The organism is Pseudomonas petroselini (assembly GCF_045037875.1).
In the GTDB taxonomy this organism is placed as follows: domain Bacteria; phylum Pseudomonadota; class Gammaproteobacteria; order Pseudomonadales; family Pseudomonadaceae; genus Aquipseudomonas; species Aquipseudomonas petroselini.
The window spans coordinates 5957842-5977387 of record NZ_CP173614.1 but is presented as its reverse complement, the minus strand read 5'-3'; the positions used below and the strand labels follow the sequence as shown (position 1 = coordinate 5977387).

17 protein-coding genes are annotated in these 19546 nt (G+C 61.2%); 7 read left to right on the top strand and 10 right to left on the bottom strand.

The window, feature by feature from the left end; translation table 11 throughout:
* Positions 1-129: 129 nt before the first annotated feature.
* The gene (gene thrH / locus ACI512_RS27485) at positions 130-747 is read left to right on the top strand and encodes a bifunctional phosphoserine phosphatase/homoserine phosphotransferase ThrH (protein ID WP_015885369.1); all 618 of its coding nucleotides are present in this window, start codon (positions 130-132) and stop codon (positions 745-747) included.
* Positions 748-885: 138 nt separating this feature from the next.
* Here thrH and ACI512_RS27480 read toward each other — a convergent pair whose 3' ends face one another.
* The 6 genes from ACI512_RS27480 to ACI512_RS27455 form a co-directional block, all read right to left on the bottom strand.
* Complete coding sequence (locus tag ACI512_RS27480; protein WP_236379943.1) at positions 886-1242, bottom strand: type II toxin-antitoxin system HigA family antitoxin; 357 nt, start codon at positions 1240-1242, stop codon at positions 886-888.
* Positions 1242-1544 carry a type II toxin-antitoxin system HigB family toxin gene (locus tag ACI512_RS27475; RefSeq protein ID WP_064052635.1) on the bottom strand — a complete coding sequence of 101 codons (303 nt, stop codon included), beginning with the start codon at positions 1542-1544 and terminating at the stop codon, positions 1242-1244. Before ACI512_RS27475 ends, ACI512_RS27480 begins: the two co-directional genes overlap by 1 nt.
* A gap of 225 nt (positions 1545-1769) precedes the next feature.
* Positions 1770-3116: an aminodeoxychorismate synthase component I gene (gene pabB / locus ACI512_RS27470; protein WP_236379944.1), complete on the bottom strand. Its 1347-nt coding sequence runs from the start codon at positions 3114-3116 to the stop codon at positions 1770-1772.
* 84 nt (positions 3117-3200) lie between these two features.
* Entirely contained in the window at positions 3201-4187 is a 987-nt protein-coding gene (locus tag ACI512_RS27465) for an alpha-L-glutamate ligase-like protein (protein ID WP_003193326.1), read from the bottom strand.
* A complete protein-coding gene (locus tag ACI512_RS27460) occupies positions 4187-5719 on the bottom strand; it encodes an inactive transglutaminase family protein (RefSeq protein ID WP_015885365.1) in 1533 nt (510 codons plus the stop codon). The genes ACI512_RS27465 and ACI512_RS27460 overlap by 1 nt, the downstream gene beginning before the upstream one ends.
* Before the next feature lie 5 nt (positions 5720-5724).
* Complete coding sequence (locus ACI512_RS27455) at positions 5725-6258, bottom strand: ATP-dependent zinc protease (RefSeq protein ID WP_046036401.1); 534 nt, start codon at positions 6256-6258, stop codon at positions 5725-5727.
* 272 nt (positions 6259-6530) lie between these two features.
* Here ACI512_RS27455 and ACI512_RS27450 point away from each other — a divergent pair, with 272 nt between their 5' ends.
* The 6 genes from ACI512_RS27450 to prpD all read left to right on the top strand — a co-directional run bounded on the left by ACI512_RS27450 (position 6531) and on the right by prpD (position 14915).
* Positions 6531-7244, top strand: coding sequence for a GntR family transcriptional regulator (locus ACI512_RS27450; RefSeq protein WP_046036402.1), 714 nt, complete (start codon positions 6531-6533; stop codon positions 7242-7244).
* Complete coding sequence (prpB, locus tag ACI512_RS27445; protein ID WP_015885362.1) at positions 7241-8134, top strand: methylisocitrate lyase; 894 nt, start codon at positions 7241-7243, stop codon at positions 8132-8134. Before ACI512_RS27450 ends, prpB begins: the two co-directional genes overlap by 4 nt.
* Before the next feature lie 42 nt (positions 8135-8176).
* Positions 8177-9304, top strand: a complete 1128-nt coding sequence (gene prpC, locus ACI512_RS27440) for a 2-methylcitrate synthase (RefSeq protein WP_064052638.1) — start codon at positions 8177-8179, stop codon at positions 9302-9304.
* Positions 9305-9493: 189 nt separating this feature from the next.
* On the top strand, positions 9494-12088 hold the full coding sequence (acnD, locus tag ACI512_RS27435) for a Fe/S-dependent 2-methylisocitrate dehydratase AcnD (RefSeq protein ID WP_015885360.1): 2595 nt from the start codon (positions 9494-9496) through the stop codon (positions 12086-12088).
* Positions 12089-12097: 9 nt separating this feature from the next.
* Complete coding sequence (gene prpF, locus ACI512_RS27430; RefSeq protein WP_236379945.1) at positions 12098-13288, top strand: 2-methylaconitate cis-trans isomerase PrpF; 1191 nt, start codon at positions 12098-12100, stop codon at positions 13286-13288.
* A gap of 142 nt (positions 13289-13430) precedes the next feature.
* On the top strand, positions 13431-14915 hold the full coding sequence (gene prpD / locus ACI512_RS27425; protein WP_236379946.1) for a 2-methylcitrate dehydratase: 1485 nt from the start codon (positions 13431-13433) through the stop codon (positions 14913-14915).
* Positions 14916-14990: 75 nt separating this feature from the next.
* Here prpD and ACI512_RS27420 read toward each other — a convergent pair whose 3' ends face one another.
* From ACI512_RS27420 to moeB, 4 genes are read right to left on the bottom strand one after another with little or no spacing between them, the layout of a single operon-like run.
* Positions 14991-15719 carry an alanyl-tRNA editing protein gene (locus ACI512_RS27420; protein ID WP_064052642.1) on the bottom strand — a complete coding sequence of 243 codons (729 nt, stop codon included), beginning with the start codon at positions 15717-15719 and terminating at the stop codon, positions 14991-14993.
* A 2-nt stretch (positions 15720-15721) separates the two neighbouring features.
* A complete protein-coding gene (locus ACI512_RS27415) occupies positions 15722-16714 on the bottom strand; it encodes a serine O-acetyltransferase (RefSeq protein ID WP_064052643.1) in 993 nt (330 codons plus the stop codon).
* A gap of 37 nt (positions 16715-16751) precedes the next feature.
* Positions 16752-17666 (bottom strand): PLP-dependent cysteine synthase family protein, encoded by a 915-nt coding sequence (locus tag ACI512_RS27410; RefSeq protein ID WP_236379949.1) that lies wholly within the window; start codon positions 17664-17666, stop codon positions 16752-16754.
* Between the two features lie 15 nt (positions 17667-17681).
* Entirely contained in the window at positions 17682-19544 is a 1863-nt protein-coding gene (gene moeB / locus ACI512_RS27405; RefSeq protein WP_236379948.1) for a molybdopterin-synthase adenylyltransferase MoeB, read from the bottom strand.
* Positions 19545-19546: the final 2 nt, after the last annotated feature.

The window sequence follows — 19546 nt, the reverse complement described above, 5'->3', positions numbered from 1 at the left end:
TGGCGCTGAGCGCTCTATAGGGAAGCGATGGTATCAAAATACGCTCTGCGTTGCGGCGACGAGCTTGAATCGCTAGAGTTCGGCAGTCCTTTTGCTCGCTCAATCAACAACATCAAAATGGAGTGTCTTGTGGAAATTGCCTGTCTCGACCTGGAAGGGGTGCTGGTTCCGGAAATCTGGATCGCCTTCGCCGAAAAAACCGGTATTGAATCCCTGCGGGCTACTACCAGGGACATTCCCGACTACGACGTACTGATGAAGCAACGCCTGCGCATCCTCGATGAACACGGCCTCAAGCTCGCCGACATCCAGGAAGTGATCGCCACCCTCAAGCCGCTGGACGGCGCCATCGAGTTCGTCAACTGGCTGCGCGAGCGCTTCCAAGTGGTGATCCTGTCAGACACCTTCTACGAATTCTCCCAGCCGCTGATGCGCCAGCTGGGCTTCCCGACCTTGCTCTGCCACCGTCTCATCACCGACGAAAACGACCGCGTGGTGAGCTACCAGTTGCGCCAGAAAGACCCCAAGCGTCAATCGGTACTGGCCTTCAAGACGCTGTACTACCGCGTGATCGCCGCCGGCGACTCCTACAACGACACCACCATGCTGGGCGAAGCCGATCGGGGGATCCTGTTCCATGCACCGGAGAATGTGATTCGTGAATTCCCGCAGTTTCCGGCGGTGCATACGTTTGAGGCGTTGAAGAAAGAATTTATCAAGGCGTCGAACCGGCCGTTGAGCCTGTAGGTTATTCGGCATTGCTGATGGCCTCTTCGCGAGCAAGCCGGCTCCCACATTCGACCGCATTCCACGGGATGTACGCGTACCCATGTGGGAGCGGGCTTGCTCGCGAAAGGGCCAGTACAGCCAGCGTATATTTCCCCGTTAAACTCCTGCAAGCAACCGCTCATAAGGAATGCTCAAGCCTTCATGCAGGCGCTTGATCATCGACAGGCTCAGCTTGCGTTTGTGGTTCAACACCTCCGACACCCGCCCACTGGTGCCGATAAATGGCTCCAGATCGCGGGCGGTCATACCCAGTTGCTCCATCCTGAACTTGATGGCCTCCACTGGATCCGAAGGTGGCATCGGAAAATGCTCTGCCTCGTACTTCTCAATGAGCACTGCAAGAATTTCCAGCTCGTCCCCTTCGGGTGAGCCCATTTTCGCTCCCCAGAGCTGCTCCACCCGTGCGAGCGCAGCGGTCAGGTCTTCCTGGGAATGTATAGGTTTGATGTTCATCACACGGTCTCCGCGTTGATCTGATCGTACTGCGCGTGAGTCCCTACGAAACGTACGAACCCAAGCTGTCGCTGATAGTCGATCGCCATGATTACTCGATACTTGTTGCCGCCGACGTTGAATACAACCCTGCCACTTTTAAGGATGCTTGCCGTTCTAAGTTCCGCTTTGAGCGCTTGTGGTGTCGGGTAAGTCGCTTTTTCCATATGGCGGTACAGCTCGACCAGCGGTGTTTTGGCGTCGGAATAGGCTGAGTGGCTTTCCCAAAACAGTCTTAGGGTAGAGAGAGCGATTATTCGCATCGCTGCAACCTCCCAATTTGGGAGATGATAGGTGCGGTTTGGGTGAGATGCAATCTCGGAAATAATTTCTGACAGGTAAGCAGTCGTTTCATGTGATCCCTCACAGACGGCCATTGGGCGTTCGGGCTGGACGCTATCTTCCAGCTCAAACGCCGTCCATAGACGTTCTGATTCAGGTTCTTTCCAGTCGAGCGGCTCTGCACCCGAGAGCCAGGAGGGGCGTGGCTAAGGCAGGTTTTCCAACGTGTGTAACAACACCCGTACCTTCGTCAGCGACTCTTGATACTCCGACTCCCACTGCGAATCCGCCACAATCCCACCGCCGCCCCAGCAGCAGACCTGCCCATCCTTGACCAGCAAGCTGCGGATGGCGATGGAACTGTCCATTTCGCCGCGCACGTCCAGGTACAGCAGCGAGCCGCAGTACAAGCCGCGCCGGGTTGGCTCCAGTTCGTCGATGATCTGCATCGCGCGAATCTTCGGCGCGCCGGTGATGGAGCCGCCGGGAAAGCTGCCGGCGATCAGGTCGAGGGCGTCTTTGTCGTCGGCCAGTGTGCCGATGACGCTGCTGACCAAGTGGTGCACATTGGGGTAGCTCTCCAGGCTGAACAGCTCCGGCACGCTCACAGAGCCGGTGCGGCAGGTGCGGCCGAGATCGTTGCGCAGCAGGTCGACGATCATCAGGTTTTCGGCGCGGTCCTTGGGGCTGGCCAGCAGTTCGGCGGCGTTGGCGGCGTCTTCTTCGGGCGTTACACCCCGTGGGCGAGTGCCTTTGATCGGGCGGGTTTCGACTTGGCGTTCGGTGATGCGCACGAAACGCTCCGGCGACAGGCTCAGCACCGCGCCGTCGTCCGGCAGGCTTTGGAACCCGGAGAACGGCGTCGGGCAGGCTTCGCGCAGGGCGCAATAAGCCACCCACGGATCGCCGCTGCACGGCGCTCGAAAACGCTGGGCGAAGTTGACCTGATAGCAATCGCCGGCCTGGATGTAGTCCTGGATACGCACGATGGCTTGCCGGTAAGCCTCGGCGGTGAGGTCCGGCGCCATGCTGCCCTGAAGTGTGAAGGTGGCCGAGGTGTCGACAACATCCTGGCTGAACAAGGCGATCAAGCGGTGTCGCTCGCTATCGGCCAGCGCGGGATGAAAGACCAACTGGCTGGTCTGCGCCTGGTGATCACTGATCAATGCCCAGGCATACAGCCCGAAGCGCGCATCCGGCAGGTGCAGATCGTCTGTGGCCAGATGCGGCATTTGTTCCAGGTGGCGGCCGAAATCGTAGCTCAGGTAACCGATCAGGCCACCGGCAAACGGCAGCGTATAACCGGTCGGCAAGTCCGCTTTCCCCAACTGGGTGAGGTTTTCCCGCAAGCGTTGCAGGAAATCACTACCGCTTTCGTCAGGCGATACCGTCAACGTCGCCTGGGGCCAGGCGCTCAGCAGGTCATACCGCCCGCGTTCGGCCGCGGGTCGGCCACTGTCCAACAGCACGGCACCAGGCGCATGGCGAATCGCCGCAAAAAACTCGGCGGGGTTGGCCCGGTAGGGGAGTGAGTGTACGGAGCAGGTCGACATGCGAGGCGAATCAGCTATGAGCATAGAGGGGCGGGGATTGTACCGCATTCCACTGTAGGCGCCGGCTTGCCGGCGATGCGGTCTTCAGCCTTCCACAGGCGGAATATGCCCAAACATTTCCTGCACGAACTTCACGCGTTCCTCCGGCGTTTCCGTCACGCCGGCGGCTTTCAGTTCTTCCAACCGCGCTTCCACCGCATGGGTGCGCAGGGTCAAACCACAGTCATTGGCAATCTGGATATTCAATCCTGGCCGTGCATTCAGCTCCAGGATCAGTGGGCCTTTCTCCTGGTCCAGCACCATGTCCACACCGATATAACCCAGCCCGCACAGTTCATAGCAACCGGCCGCGAGCTTCATGAAACCGTCCCAGTTGGGCAGTTGCACGCCATCCACCGCGTTGGTGGTGTCGGGGTGTTTGGTGATGATGTTGTTCAGCCAGGTTCCGCGCAGGGTCAGGCCGGTGGCGAGGTCGACACCCACGCCTATCGCCCCTTGGTGCAGGTTGGCCTTGCCGCCCGACTGGCGGGTCGGCAAGCGCAGCATGGCCATCACCGGGTAGCCCATCAGCACGATGATGCGGATGTCCGGCACGCCTTCATAGCTGATGCTCTTGAAGATCTGGTCAGGCACCACGCGGTATTCGATCAGCGCACGATCACGGTGGCCGCCCAGTGAATAGAGGCCGGTGAGGATGCTGGAGATCTGATGCTCGATCTCTTCATGGCTGATGATCTTGCCGGACACTGTGCGATAGCGCCCTTCAAAGCGGTCCGCCACCACCAGGATGCCGTCACCGCCGGCACCTTGGGCCGGTTTGATCACAAAGTCGCTGCGCCCGCCGATAATCTCGTCGAGCTTGTCGATTTCCTTCTCGGTGGAGATCACGCCGTACATTTCCGGCACGTGGATGCCCGCCGCGAGCGCGCGCTCCTTGGTGATGATCTTGTCATCCACAATCGGGTACAGGCTGCGCTTGTTGTACTTGAGCACGTAGTCGGCGTTACGCCGGTTGATGCCCATGATCCCCCGCGCCTCGAGGGCCTTCCAGGTCTTCCAGAAACCGAACATTACTGGTCAGCCTTGAGAAAAGCCTTGAACCGCACCAGCTCGGTCAGGCGGTAGCCGCGATAACGACCCATGGCCAGCATGAAACCCACCAGGATCAGCAGGATCGCCGGGAAGGTGAACACAAAGTAGATCAGCTCCGGCACGCTCATGATCAGGTGCGCCAGGGAGGCGGCGAACAGCGTACCAATCGCCACTTTCAGCGCATGGTTGGCGCCGCGCTCTTCCCACGTGATCGACAGGCGTTCGATGGTCATGGTCAGGATCACCATAGGGAACAGCGCCACCGACAACCCGCGTTCCAGCCCCAATTTATGGCTGAACAGGCTGATGGCTGCGATCAGTACCACCACGAAGGTCAACACCACCGACAACCGCGGCAGCATCTGCAATTTCAAGTGTTCCAGGTACGACCTGAGCGACAGCCCCAGTGCCGTGATAATCGTGAACAGCACAATCCCGAAGCCCAACTGCGTCTCGCGGAACGCCAGGGCGATCAGCACCGGGGTGAAAGTGCCCAGGGTCTGCAGGCCGATCAGGTTGCGCAGGATCAGGATCACCAGCACGCCAATCGGGATCATCACCATGATCATGAACGTCTGCTGGGTCTGCAGCGGCAGGCCGTAGAGCGAGTATTCGAGGAAGTTGGCGTCAGTATTCTCGTCGGTCAGCTTGGCCAGGCGAATCGCGTTCATCTCGCTGTTGTTCAGGCTGAAGGTCACCATGGCCTTCTTGCCGCCGTCGACGGTGATCAGGTTTTCATCACCGGTCCACCACAGCAGGCGGTCGGCGGGCAGGCCTTGTTCGCCGGTTTCAGGGTTGAAGTACAACCAGTCATTGCCGTTGAAGCTGCGCAGCCACAGTTCCGGGGTTTGCGGCTGGTCGGCCACCAGGCGGATGGTATGCACCTTTTCCACCGGCACGTGAGCAATAGAGAGCAGCAACTCGACAATCTTGGCCTTGTGCGGGATAGACGGATCGCCCGCCAGCAGCAGCTTTACATTGTCGTCGTTGAGGTTATTGGTGCGCTTGATGGCTTCGGTAATAAAGGTCTCGACGTCGGCCGAGTGCTGGCGGATCGGCGCCAGCAAGGCTTCGGCGGCGATTTTCTCCGGACCTTCCACGGCGATGCTGTCGCGGAACGTAGGGCCCTTGACCTTGACCTTTTCGCCGCTGTAACGCTTGGTCAGCACCAGCCGGTAATACAGGGTCTGGTTGCCCTTGGCGCGGCGTGCCGACCAGGTGACCTTGCGGTTGCCGTCGGTGCGGTTGACGCTCACCCCGTAGTTGTTCGAGATAAAACTTTCGTTGAGGCTGACGAAGTCGCGGCTCAAGGGCGGCACGAACATCTGGATTTTCACCGGGTCTTTCGGGTTGGCGACGAACTCGACCTTGGCGTCGATGTTCCACAAGTCGTCGGTGGCGTCCTCGGTGACGGGGATCCCCAACACGAAGATCTGATAGGCGGTGACCGAAATACCCAGCACCACCAGGATGGCGATCAGGATTTTCAGGTGCAGGGTCAGAGAGCGCATTCGGTTTACTCGGCGGTATGAGCGTCGGCGGCACAGGCGGGCTTGCCTGCTGCATATTTAAGACTGGGGTCGACCAGCGCATCAAAGCGTTTCAACGCTTCGGAGCCGATCAGCAGCGGATATTGGAAGGCGCTGCGGTCAGTCAAGTTCACTTCGATGCTGCGTAAAGCAGTGCCCATGCAGATATCCAGAGCAATCACCGGACGGGCGGTGTAGTTCTTGTCCTCATCGGGGTCGTAGTCACCGGCGCGGCGCTTGATCTTGCTGACGCGGGCCAGGGGGCGCTCGATGGGATGGGAATGGGCGGTGTCGATGGCCAGGTAGAAGCGCACCCAGGACTCGCCGTTGCGCTTGAAGCGCTTGATATCACGGGCACTGAGGGAAGCGGTCTTGGCGCCGGTGTCCAGTTTGGCGGCGACTTCCAGGTCGATGCCGGCCAATTGGGCGTATTCGTTGAGTCCATACACCGTTTTCTCGGCGGCAGCGCCAAGGCCTGGAATGAACATTAGGCAAAACAGGGGGAAGGGCTTGAGTCTCATAAATCCTGAGGCGGTGCAGTGCGATGTTTGATTCAAGGCGACTGGCATTACTGCGCAAGCTCCCTCGTGCGCCGTTTCATCTAGTGATGTCAGGCAAATGCGGCGGGCATTCTAACATGATGCTTTTTTGGCGCCAGCGCTGGCAGGCGGCCATGCCCCAGGAGCGTGCACTCAGGGTTATTAGACGATTGTCGACAATGTTGATTTATTCTTTGACTAATGGGGGCTTATTGGCTAGTTTTTGCCACATTGCTTTTAAAGGTGTCGACAATATGCTGGATCAGCTGGAAACCCCAGTGGTGGTGCAAGACGATTCCCAGACCATGTCCGAGAACGTCTTCCGGCGTATCCAGGCCGCCATCGTCAAAGGCGAGATCGCCCCCGGCAGCAAAATTTCCGAGCCGGAGCTGGCGCGCACCTACGGCATCAGCCGTGGCCCGCTGCGCGAGGCGATCCACCGCCTGGAAGGCCAGCGCCTGCTGGTGCGCGTGCCTCACGTCGGCGCGCGGGTGGTGTCGCTGAGCCACGCTGAACTGATCGAACTCTATGAAATCCGCGAATCCCTCGAAGGCATGGCCTGCCGCCTGGCGGCCGAGCGCATGACCGACGCGGAGATTGAAGAGCTGCGCCAGGTGCTGCACACCCATGAACGCGATGCCGCGTTCCAGGCCGGTGTCGGCTACTACCAGCAGGAAGGCGACTTCGATTTTCATTACCGGATCATTCAAGGCGCCGGCAACCGCACCCTCACGCAAATGCTCTGCGGTGAGCTGTACCAATTGGTGCGCATGTACCGCATCCAGTTTTCCGCTACCCCCAATCGTCCACGCCAGGCCTTTGCCGAGCACCACCGCATTCTTGACGCGATTGCCGATCGCGACGGTGAACTGGCCGAACTGTTGATGCGCCGGCATATCGGCGCTTCCAAACGCAACATTGCCCGTCACTTCCCGGACGGTGCTGCCCAATCACGAGGTGAGTCATGAGTTCCAACAATAAGAGCACTCCAGGCCAGCGTTTCCGTGACGCCGTTGCCAGTGAACAGCCGTTGCAAGTCGTTGGCGCGATCAATGCCAACCACGCCCTGCTGGCCAAGCGCGCCGGGTTCAAGGCGATCTACCTGTCGGGTGGCGGGGTGGCGGCGGGCTCCCTCGGTGTACCGGACCTGGGCATCACCGGCCTGGACGACGTACTCACTGACGTACGCCGCATCACCGACGTATGCGACCTGCCGCTGCTGGTAGACGTGGACACCGGTTTCGGCTCCTCGGCCTTCAACGTGGCGCGTACGGTCAAGTCGATGATCAAGTTTGGCGCCGCCGCGATCCACATCGAAGACCAGGTCGGCGCCAAGCGCTGCGGTCATCGTCCGAACAAAGAAATCGTGTCCCAGCAGGAAATGGTCGACCGCATCAAGGCCGCTGTGGATGCGCGCACCGATGACAGCTTTGTGATCATGGCCCGTACCGATGCCCTGGCCGTCGAGGGGTTGGAGTCGGCCCTGGAACGCGCCGCCGCCTGCATCGAAGCCGGCGCCGACATGGTGTTCCCGGAGGCCATCACTGAACTGGAGATGTACAAGCTCTTCGCCGCCCGTGTGAAAGCGCCGATCCTGGCCAACATCACCGAGTTCGGCGCCACGCCGCTGTACACCACCGAACAGTTGAAATCTGCCGATGTTTCCATCGTGCTGTACCCGCTTTCGGCCTTCCGCGCCATGAACAAGGCCGCCGAAAACGTCTACACCGCGATCCGTCGCGACGGCACCCAGCAGAACGTGATCGACACCATGCAAACCCGCATGGAGCTTTACGATCGCATCGACTACCACACCTTCGAGCAGAAGCTTGACGCGTTGTTTGCCGCGAAAAAGTGACGAACACGCCTCCCTGAATAAAGACAAAATTGGAGAAAAACCATGGCTGAAGCAAAAGTACTGAGTGGCGCCGGCCTGCGTGGCCAGGTCGCCGGGCAGACCGCACTGTCCACCGTGGGCCAGGCCGGTGCCGGCCTGACCTACCGCGGCTACGACGTGCGCGAACTGGCCGCCGATGCGCAATTTGAAGAAGTCGCCTACCTGCTGCTGTACGGCGAGCTGCCGACCCAGGCCGAGCTGGCGGCCTACAGCGCCAAGCTGAGCAAGCTGCGCGACCTGCCGCAGGCGTTGAAAGAAGTGCTGGAGCGCATCCCCGCCGACGCCCACCCAATGGACGTGATGCGCACCGGTTGCTCGTTCCTGGGCAATATCGAGCCGGAAAAAGACTTCAGCGTGCAGCGCGACGTCACCGACCGCCTGCTCGCCGCCTTCCCGGCGATCATGTGCTACTGGTACCGCTTCAGCCACGACGGCAAGCGCATCGACTGCGTGACCGACGAGCCAACCATCGGCGGCCACTTCCTGCACCTGCTGCATGGCAAGCCGCCGAGCGAACTGCACGTCAAGGTGATGAACGTGTCGCTGATCCTCTACGCGGAGCACGAATTCAACGCCTCGACCTTCACCGCCCGGGTGTGTGCGTCGACCCTGTCCGACCTGTATTCCTGCGTCACTGCCGCCATCGGCTCCCTGCGCGGCCCGCTGCACGGCGGCGCCAACGAAGCAGCGATGGAAATGATCGAGCGTTTCTCGTCGGCTGAAGAAGCCGTCGAAGGCACCCTCGGCATGCTGGCGCGCAAGGACAAGATCATGGGCTTCGGTCACGCGATCTACAAAGACAACGACCCACGTAATGAAGTGATCAAGGGTTGGTCGAAAAAACTCGCCGACGAAGTGGGCGACACGGTGTTGTTCCCGGTGTCCGAAGCCATCGACAAAACCATGTGGGAGCAGAAGAAGCTGTTTCCCAACGCCGACTTCTACCATGCCTCGGCGTACCACTTCATGGGCATCCCGACCCAGTTGTTCACGCCGATCTTCGTGTGCTCGCGCCTGACGGGCTGGGCGGCGCATGTGTTCGAGCAGCGCGCCAACAACCGCATCATCCGTCCAAGCGCCGAGTACACCGGCGTTGAGCAGCGCAAGTTCGTGCCAATCGAACGTCGCTGAAGGCTGGCTCTTCCGGAATTGGAATGGGGTCAAATGTGGGAGGGGGCTTGCCCCCGATAGCGGTGTATCAGTAACAGATGGGTTGATTGACACACTGCCATCGGGGGCAAGCCCCCTCCCACACTTGAACTGCATTTCAACGCTGGATCAATCGGCTCCTTTTGCAACCACCGTGACCGAGTCCTGACGATGAACACTGAATTTCGCAAACCGCTTCCCGGCAGCCGCCTGGATTACTTCGACGCCCGCGCGGCTGTCGAGGCAATCACCCCCGGCGCCTATGCCACGTTGCCCTACACCTCCCGCGTGCTCGCCGAAAACCTCGTACGCCGCTGCGACCCGGCCACCCTCAATGCTTCCCTGAGCCAACTGATCGACCGCAAACGCGACCTCGACTTCCCGTGGTTCCCGGCACGCGTAGTCTGCCACGACATCCTCGGCCAGACCGCGCTGGTGGACCTCGCGGGCCTGCGCGATGCCATCGCCCTGCAAGGCGGCGACCCGGCGCAGGTCAACCCGGTGGTGCCGACTCAACTGATCGTCGACCACTCCCTGGCCGTCGAAGCCGGTGGTTTTGACCCGGATGCGTTCGAGAAGAACCGCGCCATCGAAGACCGTCGCAACGAAGACCGTTTTCACTTTATCGAGTGGACTAAAAAGGCCTTCAAGAACGTCGACGTCATCCCGCCCGGCAACGGCATCATGCACCAGATCAACTTGGAGAAAATGTCCCCGGTGATCCAGGTACGCGACGGCGTGGCCTTCCCGGATACCTGCGTCGGCACCGACAGCCACACCCCGCATGTAGACGCCTTGGGCGTGATCGCCATCGGCGTCGGCGGCCTCGAAGCCGAAAGCGTGATGCTTGGCCGCGCCTCGTGGATGCGCCTGCCGGAAAGCGTCGGCGTAGAGCTCACCGGTAAATTGTTGCCGGGCATCACCGCGACCGACATGGTGCTGGCGCTGACCGAATTTTTGCGTCAGCAGAAAGTGGTGGGTGCCTGGCTGGAGTTCTTCGGTGAAGGGGCCTCAAACCTCACCCTCGGCGACCGCGCAACCATCTCCAACATGGCCCCGGAATACGGCGCCACGGCGGCGATGTTCTACATCGACCAGCAGACCATCGCCTACCTGAAACTCACCGGTCGCGAGGACGAACAAGTCACCCTGGTGGAGCAATATGCTCGCCACACCGGCTTGTGGGCCGATGACCTCAAGGGCGCGCAATACGAGCGTGGCCTCACCTTCGACCTTTCCAGCGTCGTGCGCAACATGGCTGGCCCGAGCAACCCGCACGCCCGCGTGGCGACCAGCGACCTGGCATCCAAAGGCATTTCCGGCCAGTGGGATGACGTGCCAGGGCAAATGCCCGACGGTGCGGTGATCATCGCGGCCATCACCAGCTGCACCAACACCAGCAACCCGCGCAACGTGATCGCGGCAGGCCTGCTGGCGCGCAATGCCAACAAACTGGGGCTGACGCGCAAACCGTGGGTCAAGTCGTCCCTGGCACCCGGCTCGAAAACCGTGGCCATGTACCTGGAAGAGGCGGGGCTGGGCCTTGAGTTGGAGAAGCTCGGTTTCGGCGTGGTGGCCTTCGCCTGCACCACCTGCAACGGCATGTCCGGTGCACTGGACCCGGTGATCCAGCAGGAAATCATCGACCGCGACCTGTACGCCACGGCCGTGTTGTCCGGCAACCGCAACTTCGACGGACGGATTCATCCGTACGCCAAGCAAGCCTTCCTCGCGTCGCCGCCGCTGGTGGTGGCGTATGCGATTGCCGGCACCATCCGTTTCGATATCGAGAAGGACGTGCTCGGCCTCGACGCCAACGGTAAGGAAATCCGCCTGCAAGACATCTGGCCGAGCGACGAAGAGATCGACGCTGTGGTCAAGGCTTCGGTGAAGCCTGAGCAATTTCGCGCGGTGTACATTCCGATGTTCGCGATTCACGAAGACACCGGCCCGAAAGTCGCGCCGCTGTACGAATGGCGCCCACAAAGCACCTATATCCGCCGCCCACCCTACTGGGAAGGCGCGCTTGCGGGTGCACGCCCGCTCAAGGGCATGCGCCCGCTGGCGGTGCTGCCGGACAACATCACCACCGACCACTTGTCGCCGTCCAACGCGATCATGCTCGACAGCGCCGCGGGCGAATACCTGGCGAAAATGGGCCTGCCTGAAGTGGACTTCAACTCTTACGCAACGCATCGCGGCGACCATTTGACCGCGCAGCGCGCGACCTTCGCCAACCCGAAACTGTTCAACGAAATGGTGGTTGAAAACGGCAAGGTCAAGCAGGGTTCCCTGGCGCGCCTCGAGCCGGAAGGCCAGGTCACGCGGATGTGGGAAGCCATCGAGACCTACATGGAACGCAAGCAGCCGCTGATCATCATTGCCGGCGCCGACTACGGCCAGGGCTCGTCCCGTGACTGGGCGGCCAAGGGCGTGCGCCTGGCCGGTGTGGAAGCGATTGCCGCTGAAGGTTTCGAGCGCATCCACCGCACCAACCTGGTGGGCATGGGCGTGTTGCCGCTGGAGTTCCTGCCCGGCACCGACCGCCACACGCTGAAGATCGACGGCAGTGAGACCTACGATGTGGTTGGCGAGCGCACCCCGCGTGCGCGGTTGACCCTGGTGATCAACCGCAAGAATGGCGAGCGTGTCGAAGTGCCGGTGACCTGCCGCCTGGACACCGCCGAAGAAGTGTCGATCTACGAAGCGGGCGGCGTGTTGCAACGTTTTGCCCAGGACTTCCTGGAATCGGCGGCGACGGCCTGAGGGGTAACCATGGCACACGTAGCGCAAATCAAGATCCCCGCCACCTACATGCGTGGCGGTACCAGCAAGGGCGTATTTTTCAACCTCAAGGACTTGCCCGAGTCGGCGCAGGTGCCGGGGGCGGCGCGTGACGCCTTGCTGTTGCGGGTAATCGGCAGTCCAGACCCTTACGACAAACAGATCGACGGCATGGGCGGCGCCACATCGAGCACCAGCAAAACCGTGATCCTGGCGAAAAGCACCCGCGCCGATCACGACGTTGACTACCTGTTTGGCCAGGTCTCCATCGACAAGCCGTTTATTGATTGGAGCGGCAACTGCGGCAACCTGTCGGCGGCGGTCGGCGCCTTCGCCATCAGCGCCGGGCTGCTCGACCCCGCCCGCGTGCCCCACAACGGCGTAGCCGTGGTACGGGTGTGGCAGGCCAATATCGGTAAAACCATCATCGCCCACGTGCCGATCACCGACGGTGCGGTGCAGGAAACCGGCGACTTCGAGCTTGACGGCGTGACCTTCCCGGCCGCCGAGGTGCAGTTGGAGTTCATGGACCCAGCGGCGGAAGAAGAGGGCGGCGGCGGCTCGATGTTCCCCACCGGCAACCTGGTCGACGACCTGGAAGTGCCCGGTGTCGGCACCTTCAAGGCCACGTTGATCAACGCCGGTATCCCGACGATTTTCATCAACGCCGAAGACCTTGGCTACACCGGCACCGAGCTGCAAGGCGCGATCAACAGCGACCCCAAGGCCCTGGCGATGTTCGAAACCGTGCGGGCCTACGGCGCGTTGCGCATGGGCCTGATCAAGCACCTGGACGACGCTGCCCAGCGCCAGCACACGCCGAAGGTGGCGTTTGTGGCCAAGCCGGCGGATTACGTGGCGTCCAGTGGCAAGGCGATCAAGGCCGATGATGTGGACCTGCTGGTGCGTGCGCTGTCCATGGGCAAATTGCACCACGCGATGATGGGCACGGCAGCCGTGGCGATTGGCACGGCCGCGGCGATTTCCGGGACGTTGGTCAACTTGGCGGCGGGTGGTATTGAACGCAATGCGGTGCGCTTCGGGCATCCGTCCGGCACTTTGCGTGTCGGTGCTGAAGCCACTCAGGTGAACGGCGAATGGGTGGTGAAGAAAGCCATCATGAGCCGCAGCGCCCGAGTGCTGATGGAAGGCTTCGTCCGCGTCCCGGGCGACGCTTTCTAGCAACCCATACTGTCTCCAATGTGGGAGGGGGCTTGCCCCCTCCCACATTGGATCTCCATACCCCCAAGCAGGCGGCCAGATCTGCGATGGAGCGATCAACCGTGATCCTGAGGACTAACCCAACCTTTTAGGAGTAACTGCCATGAGCGCCAACGCCGACCAGAACAACCGTCCCGACTATGACCAGGTCCTGCAGGACATCGCCGATTATGTCCTCAACTACCGGATCGACTCGCAGGACGCCTTGGACACCGCCCGCAACTGCCTGATGGATACGTTGGGCTGCGGCCTACTGGCCTTGCGTTTCCCCGAATGCACCAAGCACCTGGGGCCGATCGTCGAGGGCACGGTGGTGCCGTTTGGCGCGCGGGTGCCGGGCACTTCGTTCCGGTTGGACCCGGTCAAGGCCGCGTGGGACATCGGCTGCATCGTGCGTTGGCTCGACTACAACGACACCTGGCTCGCCGCCGAATGGGGTCATCCCTCGGATAACCTCGGCGGCATCCTCGCCGTGGCTGATCACCTGTCGCAAAAGCGCGTGGCCAACGGCGACGCACCGCTGACAGTACACGCGGTACTGGAAGCAATGATCATGGCCCACGAAATCCAGGGGGTGATTGCCCTGGAAAACTCTTTTAACCGTGTCGGCCTCGACCATGTGCTGTTGGTGAAAGTCGCCTCTACGGCGGTGAGCGCGAAGCTGATGGGCGCCAACCGTGAGCAGTTGCTTGCGGCGTTGTCCCATGCGTTTGTCGATGGGCAGGCGTTGCGTACGTATCGGCATGCACCGAATGCCGGTTCGCGCAAATCCTGGGCGGCGGGGGATGCGTCGAGCCGGGGCGTGCGTTTGGCGGATATCGCGTTGCGCGGTGAGATGGGCATTCCCGGGGTATTGAGCGCGCCGCAATGGGGGTTCTACGACGTGCTGTTCAGCCACACCAACAAGGACCTGGCACTCAAGCCGCAGGACCAGCGCGCGTTCAGCCTTTCCCAGCCCTACGGCACGTATGTGATGGAAAACGTGCTGTTCAAGATCAGCTTCCCCGCCGAGTTCCACGCGCAAACCGCCTGCGAAGCGGCGGTGACCTTGCACCCGTTGGTGAAAGATCGCCTGCACGAAATCGAGCGTATCGTGATCACCACCCATGAGTCGGCAATTCGCATCATCTCCAAGGTGGGCCAACTGGCCAACGCCGCCGACCGCGACCATTGCCTGCAATACATGACCGCCGTGCCGTTGGCGTTCGGCAATTTGGTGGCGGAGCAGTACGAAGATGAATTCCATGCTGCCCACCCGATCATCGATGCGCTCCGCGACAAGATGGTCATCGTCGAAGACCCACGCTACAGCCGGGAATACCTGGAGGCCGACAAGCGCTCCATTGCCAACGCGGTGCAGGTGTTTTTCAATGACGGCAGCTGCACCGAGCAAGTGGCGGTGGAGTACCCGATCGGCCATCGCCGCCGTCGGGTCGATGGCATTCCGTTGCTGGAAGACAAGTTCAAGGCTAACCTGGCCACACGGTTTACCGCGCAGCGCAGTGCCGAGATTTTTGCGCTGTGCAAGGACCAGGCGACGCTTGAAGCCACAGCGGTCAATCGGTTTGTGGACTTGTTCGTGATCTAGCAGACACCCCGTATTCATCTGTCTAAACCCAATGAATGTGGGAGGGGGCAAGCCCCCTCCCACAGTTGACCGTGTTCACTCGAATCGCAGTATCACCCGGCGATTGTGCTTGCTCTTCTTCTCGATCTTCTCGCAGAACACCCGGCCGATTTCCTCGGTACTGAGCACATGGGTGCCCCCGCAGGGCTGGATATCGATCCCGGCAATTTCAATGACCCTCACCGAGCCCTGGATTACCGGCGGCGCCACCGCCTGGGTGCGGGTGATCTGCAGCAGGGTGGAATATTCCGAGGCCGGCATCGACAGGGTTTTCACCGCGTGGGCCTGTTCGATCAGGGCGTTGAGGTCGCGGGTGATGCTGTCTTTGTCGAGGGTCATTTCCGGCAGGTCGAAATCCAGGCGGCCCTTGTCGGCACTGATGCTGCAACCGGTCACCGGGGCATCAATGATTGAGCACAGCAGGTGCAGGCAGGTGTGCATTTTCATGTGCTGGTAACGACGTTCCCAATCGAGGCCGGCGTCCACCTGCACCCCTGCGGTCAACTGCTCGGGCCAGTGCTCCACCTGGTGCCAGATAATCGAGCGCAGCACAGGGTCTCGCACTGTGCCGGTCACCTCGACGCGCGTACCGTCCGCCAATGTCAGGTGGCCGGTGTCTCCCGGCTGCCCGCCGCCGGTGGGATAGAACAGCGTGTGTTCCAAGGCAATGCCGTGTTCGCTGACGGCAATCACCCGGGCGCTGAACGCGTTCTGATAAGGCGCGCTGTCGAACAGCGCCAGGGTTTCCATGGTGTGCACGGACATGTTCAACCTCCGACGATCAATGGGCTGGCTTGCAGCAGGTGACGCACCATTGCACTCAAGCCAGGGGGGGAGAGCAGGGTGATTTCAAATTCGGGGCCGCAGACCTTCAGGTTCAGCGGCAGGCGCGGCAAGTGGTGGCCCGACTCGACGCGGTGCAGGCGAAATTGCAGGTGATGACGCTCCTTCACCGTGGGCTCCAGCATCAGCCCCTGCAACGGATGAAAGTCGGCGTCCAGCACGGTGACCTTGTGGCTGGCGTTGATCTCGCCGACCACATGCAACCGCTCGTCCAGGGCGAATGCACCGAGGTAGTTGCTGTTGTCCGATTCATCGTTTTTTTGCAGCTGAATCTGGTTGACCACCTTGACCTTGGTGCCGGCGGGCACGTCTTGGGTGATCACGCAGGATGGGCTGATAAATACGTTGTCGCCGATCAACACATAACCCAGCACGCGTGCGCCGGCGCCGACCTCAACGTTATTGCCCAGGCGTGGATGGCGCTTGCCGTCGGGGTTGTTGGCGATACCGCGGGCGCCTAGGGTCACGCCGCAGAGGATGTAACAGTCGTTACCGATCTCGCAGGTTTCGCCGATCACAGTGCCGTAGCCGTGGTCGAGCACGAAGCGTCGCCCGATGCGCGCCGCCGGGTGAATTTCGGCACCGGACAGGATCTTGCCCTGGTTGCTCAGCTTGAGCGCGATGCGCGAGAACACGCCGTTGTGCTGGTCGGGGAAATTCCACACCACGTGTGCCAGGCGGTAATACAGCACCGCCTTGAACGAGGCGTAGGACTCCAGGATCAACTCGCCGCGCCCACGCGACGCCGGGTCACGGTAGGCATAGGCGATCAGGTCTTCGGCCACCGCCTGGGCGGCATTCTGGATCAGCGGCGCGAGGTGCGGTTCCAGCTGCTTCATCTGTACGGGTGTGAGGGTCTTGATGAGGTGAGTCAGCAACTCATCGTGCAATTGTTGCATGTCGATAAAGCCGCCCATCGAGGCACCCCCGCATTCTGTGTGGTTGGAAAACCCGTTATTCAAAACTGGGCAGGTAGCTGTCGGCATTGTCGTAGACCATGGTCAACACCACCGTGTCGGGCGGTAGTTCGGGAGCGAGCTTGGCGATAGCCACCATATTGGCGGCGGACGACAGACCCAGGCTGATGGCGTCGGTGCGCATGATGCGTTTCATCATATCGATGCAGTCCTGGCGCGAGACCTTGAGCATGCCGTCGATCACGTCCAGGTTGAGGATGCTCGGGATCAGGCCGATCGACAGGCCCTGGATATGATGCGGCGCGTGCTGGTTTTTCAGCAGGTCGCATTCTTCCGGTTCCACGCCCATGACGCGCAGGCCCGGCCAGGCGGCTTTCAGGGTTTCGCCGATGCCGGTGATATGCCCGCCGGTGCCGATGCCGCTGACAAAGTAGTCTGCGCGTCGCTCGCCGAAGGCGCGGAGGATTTCCGGTGCGGTGGTGTCGCGGTGGGTCTGCGGGTTGGCACCATTGCGCTGCTGGTTGAGCATCACGTAGCAGGGGTTTTCCAGCTGCAGTTCCATGCACTTTTCGCCGTGGGAATTGTTACCCAGACGACTGTCCGACAGCACCACCTTGGCCCCATATAAACGCAGCAGCTTCTGTTTTTCGGGGCTGTAGTTGTCGGGGATTACCAGCACCACTTTGTAGCCCAGCACATTGCCGGCCATCACCAGGCCGATACCGGTGTTGCCGCCGCTTGGCTCGATGATGGTTTGCCCGGAGTCACGGATCAGCACGCCCCGGCGCTCGGCGTCGAGGATCATGCCCAAGGCGATGCGCGCCTTGTGGCTGCCGCCGGGGTTGAGGGATTCGAGCTTGGCGTAGACCTCGATACCGAGGTCTTCGGAGAACTGCGCCAAACGCACGATCGGCGTTTGGCCGATCACCTCAAGAATGGAGTTATGCAACATCATTCAGCCCTCGGTTCAATACAAAGGCATGTCGGGTTCGACGTCGCGAACCCAATGTTTCATGCCGCCCTGCAGGACTTTGGTGTTGGCGAAACCGGCGGCCAGCAAGGTGCTGGCGGCTTGCTCGGCACGGCTGCCGGCGTAGCAGATCAGGTAGTGGGTATTGTCACGGCTGAGGCTGTCGAGGTGGCCGTCCAGTTCGGCGAGGGGGATGTGCACCACCCCCGGCAACTTGCACACCTCCAATTCGCTGGCGTCGCGCACGTCCAGCAGCACGTCGGCGCTGCTGGGGTGTTCAAGCACTTGCTTGAGTACCCGGGGCTTGATGTAGCGCTCTTCGGCCAGGGACGGTGGGTTGGGCACGGCATCCGCGCAGACAGCGGGCGCCAGGGTTTCACTGTGGCGCGCCTCGGAACAGCAGGGGCAATCGGCGCGGCGCTTGAACCGGATCTCGCTGAACTTCATCGCCAGCGCGTCAAAGCGCATCAAGCGGCCCGACAAGGGTTCACCAATACCGATCAGCAGTTTGATGGCCTCGGTGGCCTGGATCATCCCGACCACGCCGGGTAATACCCCGATCACGCCACCGGCGCTGCAATTGGGTGCCAGTTCGGCGGGCGGCGGGCTGGGAAACAGGCAGCGATAGCAAGGCCCGCCTTGATAGTTGAGCACGCTGATCTGCCCGTCGAAGCGGTAGATGGCGCCGTACACCAAGGGTTTTCCCAGTTGCACGCAGGCATCGTTGACGAGGTAGCGGGTGTCGAAATTGTCGGTGCCGTCGATCACCAGGTCGTAGGCGCCTACCAATTCCAGGGCGTTGTCAGCGTTCAACGCGGTGTCGTGGGCGTTGATCTGGATATGGCCGTTGAGGTCTTGCAGGCGTTGCTTGGCGGACTCGACCTTGGGCATGCCGAGTGTGCTGTTGCCGTGGACGATCTGGCGTTGCAGGTTGCTGCTTTCCACCACATCAAAGTCCACCAGCCCCAGGGTGCCGATGCCGGCGGCGGCCAGGTACAGGCTGATCGGTGAGCCGAGGCCGCCGGTGCCGATGATCAGCACCTTGGCTTTCTTGAGGTTCAACTGGCCTTCGCGACCGACGCCGGGCAGGGTGATATGGCGCACGTAGCGCTGTACTTCTTCATTGCTCAGTGCGTCGACATCCATGCCGCCAGAGGTCGCGAGCAGGACTTCGATTTTGGCCTTTTGCGGCAAAGGCTCGTCGGCATCGATCAGCGCTTCCTCTGCCGTAAACAGGAAGTGTTCCTTGAGCTGGTTGTTCTTCTCGTGGAACAGGTGCGAACGCAACTGTGGGTGGCTGCTGCAGAGGTTTTCAATGACTTCGCGCAATGTCGATCCGGTGCCCTCTAGGGTCGATTCCGGCAGCTTGGCCACGCGAACCAGAATGTCGGGGAAAGAGACAGCGTTCATGGACAACTCCGTGTGCAGGTCGTTGAAAGGTTGAAGGGCGAAATGCTTGCCATCCCAGGCAAACAGCTTGGAGCCCAGGGCCTGGCCCTGGCGAACGTCGACCACCAGGTAGCTCACGGGGTAGATCGGCTCGCCCAGGAACAGCGCCTTGTCCTGGTCTTCGTCACTGAAATAGGCACCGACGTCCGGGTGGGAGTGGTAGATCACCACCACTGGGTTGTCGCTGCGAAACGCTTTGTTCATCAGCAGGGTGTCGGCCACCGAGAACGTGTAGCCGTTGGCTGCGCTGCGCGGGTACACCTCGGGGTTCTTGCGGTGCAGTTCATTCTGGATATTGCTGCCCAGGTACACGCTGCCGTCGGCGAAGATGAAACCGCAGCATTCTTCGGGGTAACTGCGGCTGGCGTGGGCGTAGATCTGTTCCAGGGCGGTGGGGCGGAGGACGTCCATGT